Source organism: Nitrospirales bacterium, assembly GCA_031315865.1.
Lineage (GTDB): Bacteria > Nitrospirota > Nitrospiria > Nitrospirales > UBA8639 > JAGQKC01.
This window is the reverse complement of the sequence record JALDRJ010000002.1, coordinates 1,361,344-1,378,842: the sequence shown is the minus strand read 5'-3', so window position 1 is coordinate 1,378,842 and position 17,499 is coordinate 1,361,344. Positions and strand designations below refer to the sequence as shown.

The window sequence follows — 17,499 nt, the reverse complement described above, 5'->3', positions numbered from 1 at the left end:
TGAAAGTTTCCCTTAAGTACGTGACCCGCAGAAAATGGGAACCTTTGACGAGAGGAGCCATCTGCTATCCATAGCCCTGGAACTGACAGCGGTTGAGAAATCAGACTACGCAGGTCGAGTGCCTGCATGGAGGCGGGAAGACCGGACTCTGGCATTTCCGGCCAGAACCTTTTACAATTTCGACCTCAGACCTCTTGAAGATCACTTTTGTTCGAACGATTGCTCGATTTCAACGACCGCATACAATGAATCACTCTCCATCTGAACGGTTGATCGTCGCTCTGGATTTTTCCGATGTTGATGAGGCCAGGAAGTGCGTCGACGAGCTCGATGGAATCGTCAATTTTTACAAAATCGGGCTTGAATTATTCACGGCACCGTCACGCGACTTTCTGAACGAGTTGCGTGAACGACAATGCCGGATTTTCCTCGATCTCAAAATGCATGATGTCGACGAAACCATTCGTCGAGCCGTGGCCAACGTGGCGTCTTTGGAGGTCGATTTTTTGACTATTCACGGAAACAGCGCCACCCTCCAAGCCGCTTGCTCTGGAAAAACAAATCACCGATTACGACTCTTGGCCGTCCCGCTTTTATCAAGCTGGAATGAAAAAGATTTACAAGAATTATTCCTGGTTGGGCCGGCCGAGGGATTCATCCCAAGATTTGACACGCTTGACGAGTATGTCTTCTGGCGAGCCGATCAGGCCATCGCTCAAGGCTGTGACGGATTGATCGCCTCCGGAGCCTACGTCGGAAGGCTTCGAGAACGCTTCGGGAAGAACGTGCTGCTCGTTTCCCCTGGCATCCGTCCTTCTGGCTTGTCAACCGATGAACATAAACGTTCCCTCACACCCCGGAAAGCCATTCAGGACGGAGCCGATTACATCGTGGTGGGTCGCCCCATCCGCGACGCCATGGACAGGAAAGCGATGGCCCAGCGAATTATCGAAGAAATAGACTCCGCTATTTAAGCTGCTCCGCCCTCTTTGCCTCAATCGCGACCATTCCTATACCCGATCCATTCAATAGGAAGTGTTGAACAAAGAAGTTGTCAAAGGTCACACTTCGTCAGAAAAACGTTGGGGCCAAGAAGCCTGATGACGATATGATATATTTCTGTGTATGAAACCATGGCTTTCCTTCGCCATGACGCTGACCGGCACCCTTATCGTCATCGTAGTCCTTAAGACGTGGGTATGGGTGCCTGAACCCGTCACGGTGAAGGTCGCGCGAGTACAAAAGGGACTCGTGGAAGAAACAATCACCAATTCACGCGCCGGGACGGTCAAGGCAAGACGACGGGCTCATCTGTCCTCAGAGGTCGGCGGACGGGTGATTTCTGTGCCATTTGAGAAGGGCGATTTCGTGAGGAAAGGCGATCTGCTCTTACGACTCAATGACGCCGCCGAAGTCTCCAACCTCGAGATGGCTCAACGGGAATTGGTCGTCAGCAAAGCCAATCGTAAGCGATCATGCTTAGAGGCCAGCCGCGCGAATCGAGAGTATGCACGGTTTCAGGATCTCTCACGTAAAGAACTCGTTTCGACGGATGAACTCGACAAGGTGCACAGCACGGCGCAAACCAGCGCCGCGGCCTGTCAAGCAGGGTACGCCAGTGTTGAACGCGCCAAAACTCGCATCAAGGAAGCTCGGGCGCAGTTGGAAAAAATGACGTTGCGTGCACCGTTCGATGGGATTCTCGCCGACGTGAAAGTCGAGCTTGGCGAGTGGACCACCCCGGCTCCTCCCGGCGTCCCGATTCCTGCCGTGCTGGACCTCCTCGATCCAACCTCCATTTTTATCAGCGCCCCGATGGATGAAGTCGATTCGGCCAGGGTTCACACAGACCAAACCGCGCGAGTCACCATGGATCCGTACCCCAAGCGTTCCTTCGCTGGCCGCGTCGTGAAGGTCTCGCCTTACGTGGAAGATATTGAAGAACAAAACCGGACGGTTGAGATTGAAGTAGAACTTACGGATCAGGATCTGGCCACCACTCTTTTACCGGGGACCTCGGCGGATGTCGAAATCATTCTTTCACAACACGAGCATGTCTTGAGAATTCCCAGGACGTCGTTGCTCGAAGGCGACAAGGTTTGGCTCGTCGATCAAGGCCATATCGAAGAACGTTCCATCCAGACTGGGCTCAAAAACTGGGATTACGTTGAAGTCCTGAATGGGCTTGCAGAGGGAGAAGTCGTTGTCACCTCTTTGGATCAAGCTGACCTTCAACCCGGACATCCCGTACGGATAGCCGATGAAATAGCCCAATGATCCGGCTCGACAATGTCTCCAAGACTTACCAAGTCGGTGATCAACCGGTTTATGCACTAGCAGACGTCACAGAGCAGGTCAGGGCCGGTGAATACGTCGCTATCATGGGAGCTTCCGGGTCGGGTAAGTCAACATTGCTCAATCTGCTGGGCTGTCTTCTTCGGCCAAGTGAGGGGAGGTACCAACTCGACGGGCAAGAGATCAATCAGTTGAGCGACACGGAATTATCACATCTGCGTCAATCGGTTATTGGCTTTATTTTCCAATCGTTCCATCTGATCTCGCGCCTGACCGCTGCTGGAAATGTTGAGCTGCCGATGATCTTCGCCGGCATCGCCCCACGGGAGCGGCAGCAACGTGTCACGACCGCTCTCAATGCCGTCGGACTGTCATCTCGCGCGCATCATCGACCGGATCAACTATCCGTCGGTCAACGTCAACGGGTCGTCATCGCTAGAGCGACGATCATGAACCCCCGACTCATCCTGGCCGACGAGCCGACCGGAAACCTGGACAGTGAATCGGGGAAACAGATTCTTGGTCTTCTCGACCATCTCCATGAGCAAGGACAGACACTCATCGTGGTCACTCACGACATCCACGTCGCTCAGCGAGCTGAACGTGTGTTGGTGATCAGCGATGGACGTATCGTCCAGCGAACAGCCGACGACGATCTAAAGAGATCTGCATCCGTCGTGCCCCCATCTTTTTACTAAATTTGTGCTGCCCGAAGAGCCATGTCTTCTAAAGACTTATTCAGCTTCGCCTGTGCTGCGCTCAAAGGTCATCCCATTCGAGTCGGTTTGTGTGTAACGGGCATCGGCATAGGAATCATGGCCATCGTCGTTTTAACTGCGCTAGGAGAAGGCGCCAGACGATATGTCGTCAATCAATTCATGTCGATCGGTAACAATTTACTCATTATTATCCCTGGCAAAACGGAGACGACTGGCGCGTTTCCGGGGTTCGTCGGGGCTCCCCATGACTTAACGATCGCCGATAGTCAGATCATTCGTCGAAACGTTCGCGCCATTCAATACCTCGCACCCATTTCAATGGGAACGGAAACGGTTCATTATGGTGAAAGACGGCGACAAGTTCCCATCGTTGGGACGACGTCAGATTTTCTCGATGTTCGCAACCTTGAAATCGCCCTTGGACACTTTCTTCCAGCCGGAGATCCTCAACGAGGATCTCCGGTCGTCGTGTTAGGCCATCGTGTAGCGCAGGAACTGTTTCCCAGCGTTTCCCCCTTAGGACAATTAATCCGTGTCGCCGACTGGCGCATGCGAGTCATCGGGGTACTGGCGCCACGCGGCACTCAACTGGGCATGGACATGGACGATCTCGTCATCGTCCCGGTAGCGACAGGCATGCAGCTTCTGAACCGTCATTCCTTATTTCGCATTCTGCTTCGAGTCCGTTCGCTATCCGACATGAAAACCACCTGCGATCGCATCCGCACGCTCATGACTCAACGGCATGGCGAAGACGACATCACCTGCATCACGCAAGATGCCGTCGTCAGCACCTTTTCTTCTATTTTGAATGCCTTGACTCTTGCCTTAGCGGCGATCGGCATCATTTCCTTAACTGTGGCGGGGATTGGCGTCATGAATGTCATGCTGGTCGCCGTGTCGGACCGAACGGAAGAGATCGGTCTCCTGAAGGCTCTGGGCGCCAGAAACGGTCAGATCCTACTGGTTTTCCTGACAGAAGCCGTAGTCTTGTCATTGGCAGGAGGCATAATCGGGCTCGCTGTCGGTTGGAGCCTCGTACAAGGACTGGTCACGCTATACCCTGCGATTCCGGCTTCGACTCCCGCCTGGGCCTCCATCTCGGCCGTGGCGATGTCCATCTTCGTAGGGATCGTCTTTGGACTGATTCCCGCGCGTCGTGCGGGACAGCTCGATCCCATTCAAGCATTGGAGCATCGCGTCACATGAGATCGATGGACGTCTTGGCTCTTTCCTGGGGAGCTATCACGGCGCGGCCGGCGCGAGCCGGCTTATCCCTGCTGGGCATTGCAATCGGAGTGCTGTCCGTCATATTGCTGACCTCCGTCGGCGAAGGAACCCGCCGGTATGTGCTTTCTCAATTTACTCAATTCGGCACCAATCTCCTCACGATCACACGAGGGAAAACCAAAACCATCGGAATTCCAGGCGTCTTGGGCGGGACCACTCACCCGCTCACGCTAGAAGACGCCGAAGCCATTCGACAACTTGATGGCGTCATTCGGGTCGTTCCTGTGTCCGTCGGCAACGCCAGAGTCGAGTCAGAAGGACGAGGACGGAGCGTCTCAGTGTTTGGCGTCACAGCGGAGATGCCGGAACATTGGAAATTCAATGTACGATCCGGCAGTTTCCTGCCATCAGGGGATCCCTTTCGCCGACAACCCATAGCCGTCTTAGGCCCAAAGCTGAAGACCGAGTTATTTGGGGACGCCTCACCCCTGGGATCGTTTGTGCGGATCGCTGGCCATCGGTTTCGAGTCATCGGCGTCATGGCACGCAAAGGGACCCTGCTGGGCTTCAACATCGACGATGCCGTCTATGTGCCCGTGGCTTCAGCCATGTCTCTCTTCAACATGGATGAACTCAATGAAATTCAAGTCGCGTTTGGGTTTGGAAGTCGGCTCGAAACCATCCTGCGCCAGATCCGAGACTTGTTAGTCGAACGTCATCGTGGGGAAGAAGATTTCACGATTGTCACACAGGCGGCGATGCTCGATACCATGGATGGCATCATGAAGGTGATTACGGTGGCGGTAGCTATCATCGGGGGAATTTCCCTGGTCGTTGGGGCCATCGGAATCATGACCGTCATGTGGATGGTCGTACGCGAACGAACCGGTGAAATAGGGCTTTTGAAAGCTACAGGGGCCACCTCCACGCAGATTTACCAGCTTTTTCTCTGCGAATCTGTCGTGCTCGCGATGATCGGGGGTGCGAGTGGATTAGTATGCGGACTAGGCATCGTGCAGATCCTCACGATTTGGATCCCCCAACTCCCAGTTCATCCTCATCCAACCTATATTGTGGCGGCACTCACCGTGAGTAGCTTGGCCGGAATATGCTCTGGCTTCATTCCCGCCCGATATGCGGCCTCGATTGATCCAGTTATCGCTCTTCATACCCAATAGGCTCTGCCTCATAAACATCAGTAAACATTCAATTTTTCTAGTGCCGTTTCAGTACCTTCTGCACGTTTGAAATGTGTGATCCTATAGAGTTCGTTGATTTGCGCCTACTGGAGCGTGTTGGAATTCGCACTCGCCAGAGAAAATTGGTGACTCAATATGGCAAGACTGCTATGATTCTCAGATTATAGCGAATCCAAATACGTTCCAATCGATACAGACGACCAACTCCGCACGGTACGACGTTGAGCCATGCGGAAGTTATTGGAAACGGCTATAAGCTGCTATGGTTTTTCGATTGCATTGTACGCCAGTCCTAGAAACCTAGGAAAGGATGAACTCTATGACGAAACCCACACGATTGTCTCGTATCCTTATCGTCGAGCCAGATTTCGGACAACAGGATAAACTCATGAACGAATTGAGGAATGAGGGGTATGAAGTGATGGGTGTGGGAACTGCACGGGAAGCGTTAGATTACGTAAAACGCGAAAGCTTTGGACTTGCCATCATTGAGTTACGGCTTCCAGACATGAACGGCATCCAACTTTTGGAAGATTTACAGAACGCGACAAGAGACATTCGAGTCATTATCCATACCGCCTACAGCTCCTTGGATTCAGCCAAGGATGCAGTCAATCTCGGGGCCTTTGCCTACATTGAGAAAGAGCAACGCCAGGGAGAACTTGTTCGTCAAGTTGACCGTGCGATGCGAAGCCAGTTAAGCCAATACGCCCGCGAGCTCGAAGAAGCGGTAGCCGAACGCACAGCCATACTTCAAGAACGGGAAGAGCGATTCCGGCAGTTAGCCGAGCATATTCATGAGGTGTTCTGGCTATCTTCCGCTGACAAGACTCAAATGTATTATGTGAGTCCTGCCTATGAATCCATATGGGGAAGAAGCTGCGCCAGTCTTTGCGAAGACCCTGCAAGTTTCCTCCAGGCCGTTCACCCAGATGATCAAGAATGTCTCCAATTGGCCATCCCCAAGCAAATCGAGGGATCGTACCACGAAACCTACCGGATTATTCGGCCAGACGGCTCAGTACGATGGATCGAATCTCGGGCATTTCCTATCAAGAATGAAAAGGGAGAAGTCTATCGTATCGCGGGCATCGAAGAAGACATCACAAACCGGAAACGAGCCGAAGAAGCCCTGCAAAAGACAGAGCCAACATTTCGCCAGTCCAGTAAAATGGAAGCCATTGGGACCCTGGCCGGAGGAATTGCCCATGACTTCAATAATATTTTGACGGCCATCCTTGGGTACACCGAATTAGCATTAGCCACGGTCCCGAAAGAAAGTCGGACCAATCGCAATCTTCAGGAAGTCCTGACGGCAGGACATCGTGCCAAGCATCTTGTGCAACAAATTTTAACGTTCAGTCGACAATCCGGCCAGGAACAAAAATCCATCGACATTCACCTGGTCGCTCTCGAAGCCCTCAAACTGCTTCGAGCCACCATTCCTTCTACCATTGAGATTCGTCAGAACATCTTCTCACAAGCCACAATTATGGCCGACTCCACCCAAATTCACCAAGTGATCGTCAATCTCTGCACGAACGCTGAGTATGCAATGCGGGAATCCGGTGGGCTTTTAGACCTGACGCTAGAAGATATGGAAGTGAAAGAGCCAATGGCTGAACGGTTTGATATCAAGCCTGGTCCTTACGTACGGCTCACGGTAAAAGACAGCGGGCCCGGTATGCCTCCGGATGTCGTGGAACGGATGTTTGATCCATTCTTCACGACCAAGCCCACAGGAGAAGGATCCGGAATGGGGCTAGCTGTCGTGCATGGTATAGTCACGACACATGGTGGCACGATTCAGGTGGAAAGCGCTCCGGGGATCGGTACCAAAATCGACATTTATCTTCCGACCATTCACACCGCCATCTGGGATGTGTTCTCAACGAAAGCGTCTATCCCAAATGGCAAGGAGAGCATCCTCTTCGTTGACGATGAAGAAACCATCGTTCGCCTAGGGCAAGAGCTTCTCACGCACCTGGGATATACCGTGACCGTTCGAACGAATAGCGTTGACGCGTTAGATTTATTTCGAAGCGATCCGCAGCAGTTTGATTTGGTCATTACAGACCAAACAATGCCCACCATGCCTGGAGATGCCCTCGCCCGTGAATTGTTGCGGATTCGTCCAGAACTCCCGATTATCTTGTGCACCGGCTTTAGCCACATTGTCTCTGCTGAAAAGGCCAAAGCCATTGGCATTCGTGGCTATTTGATGAAACCGTTGGCCATCAGGGACTTGGCCCCTATCGTTCGTCATGTTCTCGATGAACAACCGTTCTATACTCAACAGGCGGAGAAGGTCCCAACCGTCTAAACAGGTTGGCAGGCCGATCCATGGTCTTCGTTCGAGGTTATAAATTGTTCCATTAAATAAGCAGAAACAGTTTCTATTTAACCCGGAACACGTTACAATTTCATCAGATATTCAGGGTCGGGCAAGGCCGGAACGCCCTTTGTGAAGATTATGCCATCTGTCTTAATCATTGACGACGATGAACAGGTCTGCGGGGTTCTCCGTGAAGCCTTCGAAGTGGCTGGCTTTGACGCCCGAGTTGCCCATAATGGCGAAGAAGGCACGAGCTACTATACGTCCTCACCAACCGACGTCGTGATCCTGGATATTCTCATGCCGGAAAAAGAGGGGTTGGAAACCATTCTTGAATTACGTCGTGAATTTCCCACTATTAAAATCATCGCCATATCGGGAGGGAGTGAGCGCGCGCACGTGAATCTGCTGGATCTTGCGCATCGCCTTGGCGCGCATCATACCGTCAAAAAACCCTTCAAAATGCAAGAAGTCGTCGATCTCGCCAAGTCATTACTCGCTGAGCCCTCAACCTGACGCTTCCGGTACCCCGCTGACTTGTTCATCCGTGACGGGTATATTAAGATGAGCCGTTCGGAGGCTGTCATCGACTCCTGACCGGTTCGCCTAGAGAAGACGGATGTCAAAAACCGCCAAAACGCAATTTCCCATCCATCCCCTGTTACAAGAACGCTGGAGCCCTCGAGCATTCTCAGAGGCTCTGGTTGAAGAGACGAAACTGCAGAGCCTTCTGGAGGCCGCCCGATGGGCCGCGTCATGCTTCAATGAACAACCCTGGAATTTTCTTATCGCCACAAAGCGACAACAAGCCGAATATGACAGAATGCTGTCATGCCTGGCTGAAGCCAATCAAATCTGGGCAAAACAGGCCCCTGTTCTCATGCTCACGGTGGCGAAACTCAGGTTTGCACACAATGGAAAACCCAATCCGCATGCGTATCATGATATTGGGCTGGCAGTAGGAAATCTGGTGGTTCAAGCTACAGCCCTTGGACTTGCCGTTCATCAAATGGCAGGGATTTTTCCAGATAAGGCCAGATCAACTTACGGTATCCCTGAACATTATGAAGCAGTCACTGGAGTAGCCATCGGCTACATCGGTGATCCCCACAGCTTACCTGACGCACTCCGTGAGCGAGAATTGGCAGAAAGAACGCGGAATCCGGTATCCACATTCGCTTTTCAAGGCTCATGGGGACAATCGATCCACTGGGAACCGTAACCGCGGTTTTTGGGCTTCTTTAAATAATTCAATCAACAGTCCTCCCGTCATTTCCTTCGACATTTTTCCTGATCAGATCTTTCCTCTTAGCCATTTGTCTTAATCGTTAGGTCGAGTACCATATAGCTAGACGTGCCGCCTGACGCTCTATCGGGAACTCGTATCAGCCTCTAACCCAACGACCTCACAAGGAATTTCACATGTCACAACGACCCAATACTCCAAAAACAAAGAGCCTCCTTTTCCTTATCCTGATATATCTTCTGCTACCTGACAACGCTCATGCAACCGCGACAAGCTGCCTCTGGAAAGTCTCCTCACCATCCAATACCGTCTATCTCCTTGGCTCCGTGCATGTTTTAAAACAAGAAAACTATCCTTTGAACGATACGATCTACGCTGCGTATGACTCTGTCGCTCACCTAGTGTTTGAAGCGAATCTTGACGACATGTCCTCTCCCGCCACTCAAGCCAACGCGTTGTCGAAAGGCCTGTATACGGATGGACGAACGCTTCAAAAAACACTATCGCCCGGGAACTATGCCGTAGCCAAAACACAACTCGAGCGACGTGGGTACTCGATGACCATGTTCAATCTCATGAAGCCCTGGATGCTGGCGAGCACGATCACCATCCTAGAGTTGCAGAAATTGGGATTTGGGACAGAATTCGGCGTCGATCAGCACTTTTTTCAAAAGGCCAAGAGAGAGGGGAAGACGACAGAAGGATTGGAAACAGTCGAATATCAACTCGATTTATTCGATCAGTTATCGGACACGACTCAGGAATCATTTCTCCTCCAGACATTAGAAGAAATCACACTCCTGGAACAACAGACACAGCAACTCGTCGACTCCTGGACACATGGAAAAATTCAGGGTTTGGAAGTCTTGCTCACGGGCATGCAAGCATTTCCTGAAGTCTATGAAGCGTTAATTACCCGACGAAACCAAAACTGGCTCCCACGCATTGAAACGTACCTACAGCACGACGAACCCTACATGATCGTGGTGGGAACCTTGCATCTATTGGGAAACGAAGGCTTGCTGGCGATACTGAAGGAAAAAGGGTACGCGATACAACAACTGTAAAATAATCGGAGCGGACAACGTTTTTCTGGCAAATGGCCGTTGGGAACTTCAATATTCAACAGGCCCGGCTAACAACGTGGTCAGCGCGGAATCAAGTTGAATTCAAGGTAACCACATGCCTTGCAAAACCACAATGTGTATAATAGCATATAAACATACACATTTCAGGGGTTTACCATGCGTACCAATATCGTTATAGACGACCAATTGCTCTCAGAGGCACAACGCATCACGGGCATTAAGACCAAGAAGGGGGTTGTGGAAGAAGGGCTCAAGGTCTTGCTTCGCCTTCAACGGCAACAGATGGTCAGGAAGTATCGCGGCAAGCTTAGGTGGACCGGAAACCTTGAAGCTATGAGACGTGATACTAAATTATGACCGTTGTGGATACCTCCGTGTGGATTGATTACTTCAACGACATCTCCACGCAAGAAACCGAAGCCTTTGATGACCTGTTGGGTAGTCAAGAGATCTTGCTAGGAGACCTTATTCTGACTGAAGTTTTACAAGGGTTTCAGCAAGATTCTCATTTCGATACTGCGCGAAAACTTCTCCGTGTATTTCCCGTCGTGCCAATGGTGGGCCCATCTCTTGCCCTTCAGAGCGCACAACACTACCGAACCCTCCGCAAACGTGGCGTCACGGTCCGCAAAACTATCGATGTCATGATTGGGACCTTTTGTATTGCTCAAGATCTCCCTCTTCTCTACTCCGATCGAGATTTCGACCCAATGGTTCGCTACTTAGGACTTCGTGCAGTCCTTTGAGATTGCTCATTAAGAAAAAAGGGATATGCTTTGACGGCTCCACACACAAGCATAGATCAAGTCTTTTGTTGCTGTATTCTTCCTTGACAGTTGAAGCTCGGCCCCTTTGATGGAATGAGAGACACTGATAAGTTATAGCCGTTTCCAATAATTACTGGATGGTTCAACGTCGTACCTCGCGGGGTGTGTTGTTTGTATCGATTGGCACGTATTTGGATTCGCTATAACAAGTTAATGTGGCTCCAAGGTGAAGATGTGCTTATTCTCGGAACGGTGCCCTCGTTCAAGCCTGAGGAGGACAATGCCTTGAAACGATCGATCAAGAATGCAACAACAAAAGACTTGCCCTCATTACCTAAAAGGAGACTTCCCTTATGATCACGGCAATAGGCGATGTACTACGGCGATGTTATGAACGAGGATGGATTACCTCGCGAGACGGCAACTGCAGCCTGCGCCGCGCAAAAAGCATCTATATTTACATCACCCCGTCTGGATGGCGAAAAACCATTGTGCACCCGGAACACATGATCAAAATTAAACTCGCTGACGGCCATATGCAGATCCCCAAAGGCACGAGCCCTTCGGGTGAACTCCATATGCACTATCTGCTGCTGAGGGGAATGACGCGAACGCGTGCGGTTGTCCATGTCCATCCTACCCACGTAGTCGCGGCCATGTATCGCGGGTTCGATCTCCAGAAAATCTGTCAGGACTTTCCGGAAATCTACCGTTATACGCGGATCGGTCCTACCGTCCCCGCATTGCCGGCCATCAGCGCAGAATTAGGAGAAGCTACGGCCCAGGCGCTAGGGGTAAGCCAAGATGATCCAGCCGGCAAATACGATATCGTCGGACAGGCTAACCACGGCGTGTGTTCTATGGCCCAAGATCCTTGGTCCGCGTATGAACACATCGAACGTTTGGATCATATCTGCGAGATCGTACTCCGCAGCGGCGTATCACCCTGATGAGGCGATGAGGCATTGGTCTCGTTTTTCTTATCAAGCATGATAGACCACTTGCTCGATAAAGGATGTCCCGTTATAGTTCCGAGCGTGCTGGGGTATGTATGCGAGTGCATGGTCCTTCAATAGCAACCTGTCTCCACGGAAAGGAGTGTTCATGGCAAAGAAGAAAGTCGCCGGCGCGTCGAGCAAGAAGATAGCTGCAACAACAAGCAAGGCAAAGGCCAAGACAAAGGCTGCCGGCCCTAAAAAGTCAGCCGTCTCGACAGTAAAAAAGAAAACGGTCGCAACGGCAAAGCCAAAGCCCTCTAAATCCCCGAAGAGACCTTCACCCGCGAAAAAACCCGCCAAGAAGTCGAGCGCATCTTCAGAGAAGAAAACGTCCGCAACTCAGCCAAGCAAAGCCGCGAAACCGAAGAAAACCGCCGCTCAAGCACAGCCAACGGCTTCTGCCAAGAAATCTCTTAAAAAATCCCCCAAAGCCCCAGCGCCGGCTCGGCGAACATCTTCCCAAGACCGTGCATCAACGCCCAAAGCTTCTCCTCAGCCGAAGGCCACAAAACGTGAGGAATTCTCCGATTTCGATCGATACAATATAGGAGGACTGTTGGCCTGTGCCATCGATCAAACAAGAGACCCCGGGTTGAAAAGATTCACCAAGGCCTTGAAGCATCTCGGGCTTTCTGCGACAGAGCAGGAAAACCTCGTTCGCATCACTCAGGGATTTATGTTCCCCAAACTTTTTGCAGACGAGATCAAGAACGAGACAACTCGTAAACTGGCGGTAAAAGAATTGGTTGTGTTCGCGAAAGCCGAAGGGAATTTTGAGCGAGATTGGAAAGCCGACCTTACCCAATTCGCATCTTTACTAGGAGTAGAAATGTAGCCCAGCCCTAACTTCAAGTGAGTCGCTTCAAGGGGCTCGTCATATACGATCGACACGAAAGCCCATTCCCTACCGACAAAGGCGACTACGTGAGCTCGCGTCGGCCTTCAATGGATTTGAGCAATGTCACTTCGTCTGCATATTCGATGTCCATACCCACGGGAATGCCATAGGCAATCCGCGACACGCGGACGCCATGCGGTCTTAACAGCTTGGTGAGATAAATCGCAGTGGCTTCCCCTTCTATCGTCGGGTTCGTAGCAATGACGACCTCTTGGATCTCGCCCGATTTAACGCGTTCCTCTAATTCATGCGCCCGAATGTCTGCAGGGCCCACTCCATCTAACGGAGACAGCGACCCAAACAGCACATGGTACAGACCGTGAAAGGCCTTGCTGTGTTCAATGGCGTGAAGAGTGCTCGGCTCCTCGACTACGAGAATTTTGGTCCGGTCTCTCTTGGGGTTGAGACAAATTTCACAGAGTGCATCTTCCGCAATGTTCCGGCATTGCGTGCAAAACGTCACGCGTTCTTTGACATCACGAATCGCATCGGCGAGGCGAAGTGCCTCGTTCTTTTCAGCTTTCATGATGTGAAAGGCTAAGCGTTGGGCCGTCTTTTGACCGATGCCAGGAAGCCGCACAAATTCTTTGGCTAAGCGTGCAAGAAATCCACTCCGCTGTCCGCTTGTCCCAGGACCTTTTTCTGCAAGATGGGTGGCCATAATCCCTTTCTTTATAATGAGAGCCCCGGGATCCCAATACCGCCGGTCAAGGACTTCATCTCTTCCGCCATCATATCCTTGGCTTTTCGCAATGCTTCATTCGTCGCCGCCACCAGCAAGTCTTGCAGCATATCCCGATCTTCCGACTTCATCACCTCCGGATCAATCATCACCTTGGCAACCTGCATGGCTCCGGTCACCCGGACGGTGACCATACCGCCGCCGGCGGAGGCTTCAACTTCTTTCGTGGCCGCTTCAGCCTGAATTTTCCCCATTTGCTCTTGCATCGCCTGGGCTTGTTTCAACAGATTGCTCATATTGCCGAATGGGTTTTTGGACATTACACATTCTCCTCTTTTGGCGAAAGACGGCGGGCAGACACCACTTCTCCGCCAAACATCTCAAGGGTTTGTTTCACGATGGGATTCGTACGCGCTTCGTCAATCAGACTTTGATCTTCCTTATTTTGTTCTTGCGCCCGCGTTTGCCCGATCGTCATGGCTGTGGCTTGTGAGCTTTCGAGTTCAACCACACGGACGTTTATCGCGTGCCCCGCGACCTGTTGGCAGACCTTGGCCACCAACGCTCGATTCTCCGGTTTATCCGTACGCCATCGTGCCACCGACGCATGCTTGGGGTAGCCGATGACGACCTGCTCTGGATCGACTTGAACCAATGTCCCCATTTCGACGAATGTCCCGATATTGGGGTGATCTTCCATTAATCGATCCATGACCTTGCCCCAATCAACCGATGATTTTTCTGAAGTCGGTGAGGCGGCCAGGCTGGACACTTCTTGTCTCGGGATTTGCGACGGAGGTTTTTGAGGTTCTTGCTTACGCTGTTCCATCGGCCGCGCTGCCATCTTACGGTCCACCTGAAGACTGTCACGAGCAGGAGAATTCGGCGAGGTCTGAATGTGTTGGCGAACGGGCTGAGTGCGTTCAGGTTTCTGGCTGGATATGGCTTTGGGTTTGTCTGAAATGGTTGAAGGCGTCTGCTGAAATTTTGAGATTCCCGCGGCCTCCCCGGTCCCAGCTGGCTGGGACTGTGGTTCTACACGTTGTGCGCCTTGATCGAAAAGCGTAGCCTGCACCACAGCGGCTTCTAACAAAAAGCGTGGATGGGCGCTCATTCGCATGCGATCTTCAGCTTTGGTAAACACGTCGAATGCGCCTTGCAGAAAAGCTTCGCTAACCTCCCGGGCTTGAGCTATCGTGGTTTCGACCTCTTCGGCCGGCAGCTCGATCAAGCTTTGGACCTGTTCTGGTGACGAGACCACCGCGGCGACCAACACGTTACGAAGCCGTTCAACGACTTCCCGGCAATAGAGGCGAAGATCATAGCCCTGAGCGAAGGCCTGCCCCACACTGTCGATACCAGCCGCCGCATCCTGGGAAATCACGGCCTGCACGAGACTCCGCACCAACTCATCAGGGACGGACCCCAACAAGGCCTCAAGATCTTCATGTCTGACCTGCTCGCCTCCAAACGCGATCGCTTGATCCAATAAACTCAGAGCATCTCGCATACTTCCATCGCTTGCCCGGGCAATTACAGCAAGGCTTTTCTCTTCGATGGCCGTTCCGGTTTGGGAGGCCACATGCTGTAATTGACGAATAATCTCTAACCGTGAAATCCGGCGAAACGTGAAATGCTGGCAACGGGACAAGATGGTCGCCGGAATCTTGTGGACTTCGGTGGTGGCAAAGATAAACACGGCATGATTCGGCGGTTCTTCCAGGGTTTTCAGCAGCGCATTGAAGGCGGAGTTTGAGAGCATGTGCACTTCATCGATGATGTACACCCGGTATTTCCCGCGGAAAGGCGAAAACTTGACGTTCTCGCGTAATTCACGAACATCATCCACCCCTGTGTTCGATGCCCCATCGATTTCAATCACATCGACTGATTGCCCTCGCGTGATCTCATCGCAACTATCACAGCTCTCGCAGGGTTCGCTCGTGGGCCCTTTTTCACAGTTCAGGGCTTTGGCGACAATACGCGCGACCGTCGTTTTCCCAACTCCCCGCATTCCAGAAAATACGTAGGCATGAGCGATACGGTCACGACCAATCGCGTTCTTGATGGTTTGGACCACGTGAGGTTGCCCCACAACCTGGGCAAAGCTCCCGGGACGGTACTTTCTCGCTGAAACTTGATATTCCGTAGACATCTCAAATCAACGTGAAACGTTCCCTAAAAAAACCGGGGCCAGGTGATCCTGCGGCACCCAGACTAGCCTGCTTACCGTTGCTTCCTTCCGGACCTGGCGGGGTTCACAGGATTCTGTTGCACAGGGCCCAGCCCCTTTCTCTAAGAACACATCAAGTTGTTACTGTAAGTCTATTCTTAACAAACTACATGGCGGAGAGGGAGGGATTCGAACCCTCGGTACCGTTGCCGGCACACGTGATTTCCAGTCACGCCGATTCGGCCACTCTCGCACCTCTCCGTGATATAACATATTGAGCGACAAAAACGAGCGATCTTACCATGGGGTCAACGGGGCGACAAGCGAGACACCAAGTGATATCTCCGGAATATCTCCCACATAGCCGGCAATCAGACAAAACCTGACGGAAGCCTAACCGATATGGCCAAGTGCCTCACTTTGATTGCATTCGTGCTTGAAAACGTCGTTGACGACGGGTCGACCCATGCAGGGCTTTGAACAAATGGCCGCGAAAAATCAGTATCAGCACTCCCAGTAAGGGCGTACAGAGGAGAGTCAGGACGAAACTGACGGTATCCGAAACGCCAAAATACTGTAACCAACCTGATAACAACTGAAAAGGCACGGATAAAATGTTAAAGAAATCAAGTCCCCCTCTCATCCCTGCCTGGCTGGAAAACTCGAAAAAAAACGTCAGGCCGAACGGGGCCAACAGTACCGCCACCGGCAAAAACCACTCGATCCAGTTTTCGAGCACAAATTCGTAACTCTCTCGAACCACTTCAAGAGCCGATCCCTGCCGGCGTTGATAGATGATTTCAGGCACGGGATTCAAAATCACGAACACCAGAAAAAAGACAGCCGTCGTCAAGACCGCACGGTAAGGATTGGCCTGCAAGGCCATTTGGAGAAACATGAGCGGAAACCACACGAGAAAGCCGACAGAAATCACATCCCAGAAATACTGGCCTGCGCTCTGTGGAACATCGTTCCATTTAATCTTCCGGGCACCCAACACGACAAGTTCGAGTAACTGCAATATCACGCCAATCAGAAAGGCATTCGCAGCGCCAAGGATCAATCCTCCTATCATGCCGAGTGAGGAAACCATGAGAGTGGCCATGAACATCAACAGGGCACACCCCAGGACCACGACGACTAACATCCAACCCCGGCGAAACGATTGGATCGTGGCGGCAAAGGCTTGTGTATAGAGTTGGATCGTCGCGTGAATGAACTCTGACACGAAACAGACGCTGCAATCTACTGAGAAGTTTGGGAAGGGTGCTTCAGCCCGACGATTTCTTGCTGAAGCCGGTCGCGTTCTTGTTCAATCGATTTGAGCCGGCTGGGACGGTTGATCGTCCACCATTTAAGTTTTTCCTTGAATGTCACTTGATGTGGGGGAACGCTTTCATTCGGGGATTGGTGAAAGTCGTATCCCTTATAATTTTTCCGGGATTCCCGAAACGAGCGATAAATATCTTGGTAGAGACGTTTCAGTGCCATATGAGATGCTACCATACTCTAACTCGGCGATTTCTGGCAAGAAGAAGAACACCAGACTCGTCTAAACTCATTCAACTCTGCTATTCTCCACATTCGAGAAGCCTGCAAACTCGTCGTTTTCCGGCTTTCCTCTACCTCTCATTTTCCTTTAGAATACGCACTTGCGCTTTTGAGAATAAGCGGACAACGGACGGTATGCGAGAGTGGCGGAACTGGCAGACGCGCAAGACTTAGGATCTTGTGGGCAACCGTGGGGGTTCAAGTCCCCCCTCTCGCACCACCAGACTCGTTGATGATCTCATCTAGAGAACGGAGTGGAAACCTTTCAGGATGTTTCAGAATGTTCAACGGCTTTTATCCACATTTTTACGAGCCCTC

18 protein-coding genes, 2 tRNA genes and 1 other RNA gene are annotated in these 17,499 nt (G+C 51.7%); 14 read left to right on the top strand and 7 right to left on the bottom strand.

Going from position 1 to position 17,499, the window contains the following annotated elements; all coding sequences use genetic code 11:
• The first annotated feature begins 245 nt into the window (after positions 1–245).
• The 13 genes from pyrF to MRJ96_06345 all read left to right on the top strand — a co-directional run bounded on the left by pyrF (position 246) and on the right by MRJ96_06345 (position 12,712).
• Positions 246–974, top strand: a complete 729-nt coding sequence (gene pyrF, locus MRJ96_06405) for an orotidine-5'-phosphate decarboxylase (GenBank protein ID MDR4501065.1) — start codon at positions 246–248, stop codon at positions 972–974.
• Positions 975–1,125: 151 nt separating this feature from the next.
• The gene (locus tag MRJ96_06400) at positions 1,126–2,277 is read left to right on the top strand and encodes an efflux RND transporter periplasmic adaptor subunit (protein MDR4501064.1); all 1,152 of its coding nucleotides are present in this window, start codon (positions 1,126–1,128) and stop codon (positions 2,275–2,277) included.
• Complete coding sequence (locus tag MRJ96_06395; protein ID MDR4501063.1) at positions 2,274–2,993, top strand: ABC transporter ATP-binding protein; 720 nt, start codon at positions 2,274–2,276, stop codon at positions 2,991–2,993. Before MRJ96_06400 ends, MRJ96_06395 begins: the two co-directional genes overlap by 4 nt.
• Before the next feature lie 21 nt (positions 2,994–3,014).
• On the top strand, positions 3,015–4,223 hold the full coding sequence (locus tag MRJ96_06390) for an ABC transporter permease (GenBank protein ID MDR4501062.1): 1,209 nt from the start codon (positions 3,015–3,017) through the stop codon (positions 4,221–4,223).
• Positions 4,220–5,422, top strand: a complete 1,203-nt coding sequence (locus MRJ96_06385; GenBank protein MDR4501061.1) for an ABC transporter permease — start codon at positions 4,220–4,222, stop codon at positions 5,420–5,422. Before MRJ96_06390 ends, MRJ96_06385 begins: the two co-directional genes overlap by 4 nt.
• Before the next feature lie 340 nt (positions 5,423–5,762).
• A complete protein-coding gene (locus MRJ96_06380) occupies positions 5,763–7,766 on the top strand; it encodes a response regulator (GenBank protein ID MDR4501060.1) in 2,004 nt (667 codons plus the stop codon).
• Positions 7,767–7,916: 150 nt separating this feature from the next.
• Positions 7,917–8,294, top strand: a complete 378-nt coding sequence (locus MRJ96_06375) for a response regulator (GenBank protein MDR4501059.1) — start codon at positions 7,917–7,919, stop codon at positions 8,292–8,294.
• A 103-nt stretch (positions 8,295–8,397) separates the two neighbouring features.
• Positions 8,398–9,000 (top strand): nitroreductase family protein, encoded by a 603-nt coding sequence (locus MRJ96_06370; GenBank protein ID MDR4501058.1) that lies wholly within the window; start codon positions 8,398–8,400, stop codon positions 8,998–9,000.
• Positions 9,001–9,200: 200 nt separating this feature from the next.
• Positions 9,201–10,091: a TraB/GumN family protein gene (locus MRJ96_06365; GenBank protein ID MDR4501057.1), complete on the top strand. Its 891-nt coding sequence runs from the start codon at positions 9,201–9,203 to the stop codon at positions 10,089–10,091.
• Positions 10,092–10,268: 177 nt separating this feature from the next.
• Positions 10,269–10,469, top strand: a complete 201-nt coding sequence (locus tag MRJ96_06360; GenBank protein ID MDR4501056.1) for a type II toxin-antitoxin system VapB family antitoxin — start codon at positions 10,269–10,271, stop codon at positions 10,467–10,469.
• Positions 10,466–10,858 (top strand): PIN domain nuclease, encoded by a 393-nt coding sequence (locus tag MRJ96_06355; protein MDR4501055.1) that lies wholly within the window; start codon positions 10,466–10,468, stop codon positions 10,856–10,858. Before MRJ96_06360 ends, MRJ96_06355 begins: the two co-directional genes overlap by 4 nt.
• Positions 10,859–11,232: 374 nt before the next feature.
• Positions 11,233–11,829: a class II aldolase/adducin family protein gene (locus tag MRJ96_06350; GenBank protein MDR4501054.1), complete on the top strand. Its 597-nt coding sequence runs from the start codon at positions 11,233–11,235 to the stop codon at positions 11,827–11,829.
• Between the two features lie 154 nt (positions 11,830–11,983).
• Positions 11,984–12,712, top strand: coding sequence for a hypothetical protein (locus tag MRJ96_06345; GenBank protein MDR4501053.1), 729 nt, complete (start codon positions 11,984–11,986; stop codon positions 12,710–12,712).
• An 85-nt stretch (positions 12,713–12,797) separates the two neighbouring features.
• Here the strand turns inward: MRJ96_06345 and recR are convergent, their stop codons facing one another.
• The 7 genes from recR to MRJ96_06310 form a co-directional block, all read right to left on the bottom strand.
• Complete coding sequence (gene recR, locus MRJ96_06340) at positions 12,798–13,436, bottom strand: recombination mediator RecR (protein ID MDR4501052.1); 639 nt, start codon at positions 13,434–13,436, stop codon at positions 12,798–12,800.
• An 11-nt stretch (positions 13,437–13,447) separates the two neighbouring features.
• On the bottom strand, positions 13,448–13,777 hold the full coding sequence (locus MRJ96_06335; protein MDR4501051.1) for a YbaB/EbfC family nucleoid-associated protein: 330 nt from the start codon (positions 13,775–13,777) through the stop codon (positions 13,448–13,450).
• On the bottom strand, positions 13,777–15,612 hold the full coding sequence (dnaX, locus tag MRJ96_06330) for a DNA polymerase III subunit gamma/tau (protein ID MDR4501050.1): 1,836 nt from the start codon (positions 15,610–15,612) through the stop codon (positions 13,777–13,779). Before dnaX ends, MRJ96_06335 begins: the two co-directional genes overlap by 1 nt.
• Positions 15,613–15,645: 33 nt before the next feature.
• An RNA gene (gene ffs / locus MRJ96_06325) (signal recognition particle sRNA small type) lies at positions 15,646–15,745 on the bottom strand.
• A gap of 56 nt (positions 15,746–15,801) precedes the next feature.
• Positions 15,802–15,891, bottom strand: a tRNA-Ser gene (locus MRJ96_06320).
• A gap of 154 nt (positions 15,892–16,045) precedes the next feature.
• Complete coding sequence (locus MRJ96_06315) at positions 16,046–16,858, bottom strand: hypothetical protein (GenBank protein ID MDR4501049.1); 813 nt, start codon at positions 16,856–16,858, stop codon at positions 16,046–16,048.
• Between the two features lie 17 nt (positions 16,859–16,875).
• Positions 16,876–17,136, bottom strand: coding sequence for a hypothetical protein (locus MRJ96_06310; protein ID MDR4501048.1), 261 nt, complete (start codon positions 17,134–17,136; stop codon positions 16,876–16,878).
• 182 nt (positions 17,137–17,318) lie between these two features.
• Between MRJ96_06310 and MRJ96_06305 the strand changes: the two genes are divergently transcribed.
• Positions 17,319–17,401: transfer RNA gene (locus MRJ96_06305), tRNA-Leu, on the top strand.
• Positions 17,402–17,499 lie beyond the last annotated feature (98 nt).

What these genes read in the sequence shown, in the direction of transcription:
- pyrF (MDR4501065.1), top strand. Translation starts at nt 246, where the DNA reads ATGAATCACTCTCCATCTGAACGGTTGATCGTCGCTCTGGATTTTTCC.
- MRJ96_06400 (MDR4501064.1), top strand. Translation starts at nt 1,126, where the DNA reads ATGAAACCATGGCTTTCCTTCGCCATGACGCTGACCGGCACCCTTATC.
- MRJ96_06395 (MDR4501063.1), top strand. Translation starts at nt 2,274, where the DNA reads ATGATCCGGCTCGACAATGTCTCCAAGACTTACCAAGTCGGTGATCAA.
- MRJ96_06390 (MDR4501062.1), top strand. Translation starts at nt 3,015, where the DNA reads ATGTCTTCTAAAGACTTATTCAGCTTCGCCTGTGCTGCGCTCAAAGGT.
- MRJ96_06385 (MDR4501061.1), top strand. Translation starts at nt 4,220, where the DNA reads ATGAGATCGATGGACGTCTTGGCTCTTTCCTGGGGAGCTATCACGGCG.
- MRJ96_06380 (MDR4501060.1), top strand. Translation starts at nt 5,763, where the DNA reads ATGACGAAACCCACACGATTGTCTCGTATCCTTATCGTCGAGCCAGAT.
- MRJ96_06375 (MDR4501059.1), top strand. Translation starts at nt 7,917, where the DNA reads ATGCCATCTGTCTTAATCATTGACGACGATGAACAGGTCTGCGGGGTT.
- MRJ96_06370 (MDR4501058.1), top strand. Translation starts at nt 8,398, where the DNA reads ATGTCAAAAACCGCCAAAACGCAATTTCCCATCCATCCCCTGTTACAA.
- MRJ96_06365 (MDR4501057.1), top strand. Translation starts at nt 9,201, where the DNA reads ATGTCACAACGACCCAATACTCCAAAAACAAAGAGCCTCCTTTTCCTT.
- MRJ96_06360 (MDR4501056.1), top strand. Translation starts at nt 10,269, where the DNA reads ATGCGTACCAATATCGTTATAGACGACCAATTGCTCTCAGAGGCACAA.
- MRJ96_06355 (MDR4501055.1), top strand. Translation starts at nt 10,466, where the DNA reads ATGACCGTTGTGGATACCTCCGTGTGGATTGATTACTTCAACGACATC.
- MRJ96_06350 (MDR4501054.1), top strand. Translation starts at nt 11,233, where the DNA reads ATGATCACGGCAATAGGCGATGTACTACGGCGATGTTATGAACGAGGA.
- MRJ96_06345 (MDR4501053.1), top strand. Translation starts at nt 11,984, where the DNA reads ATGGCAAAGAAGAAAGTCGCCGGCGCGTCGAGCAAGAAGATAGCTGCA.
- recR (MDR4501052.1), bottom strand. Translation starts at nt 13,436, where the DNA reads ATGGCCACCCATCTTGCAGAAAAAGGTCCTGGGACAAGCGGACAGCGG.
- MRJ96_06335 (MDR4501051.1), bottom strand. Translation starts at nt 13,777, where the DNA reads ATGTCCAAAAACCCATTCGGCAATATGAGCAATCTGTTGAAACAAGCC.
- dnaX (MDR4501050.1), bottom strand. Translation starts at nt 15,612, where the DNA reads ATGTCTACGGAATATCAAGTTTCAGCGAGAAAGTACCGTCCCGGGAGC.
- MRJ96_06310 (MDR4501048.1), bottom strand. Translation starts at nt 17,136, where the DNA reads ATGGTAGCATCTCATATGGCACTGAAACGTCTCTACCAAGATATTTAT.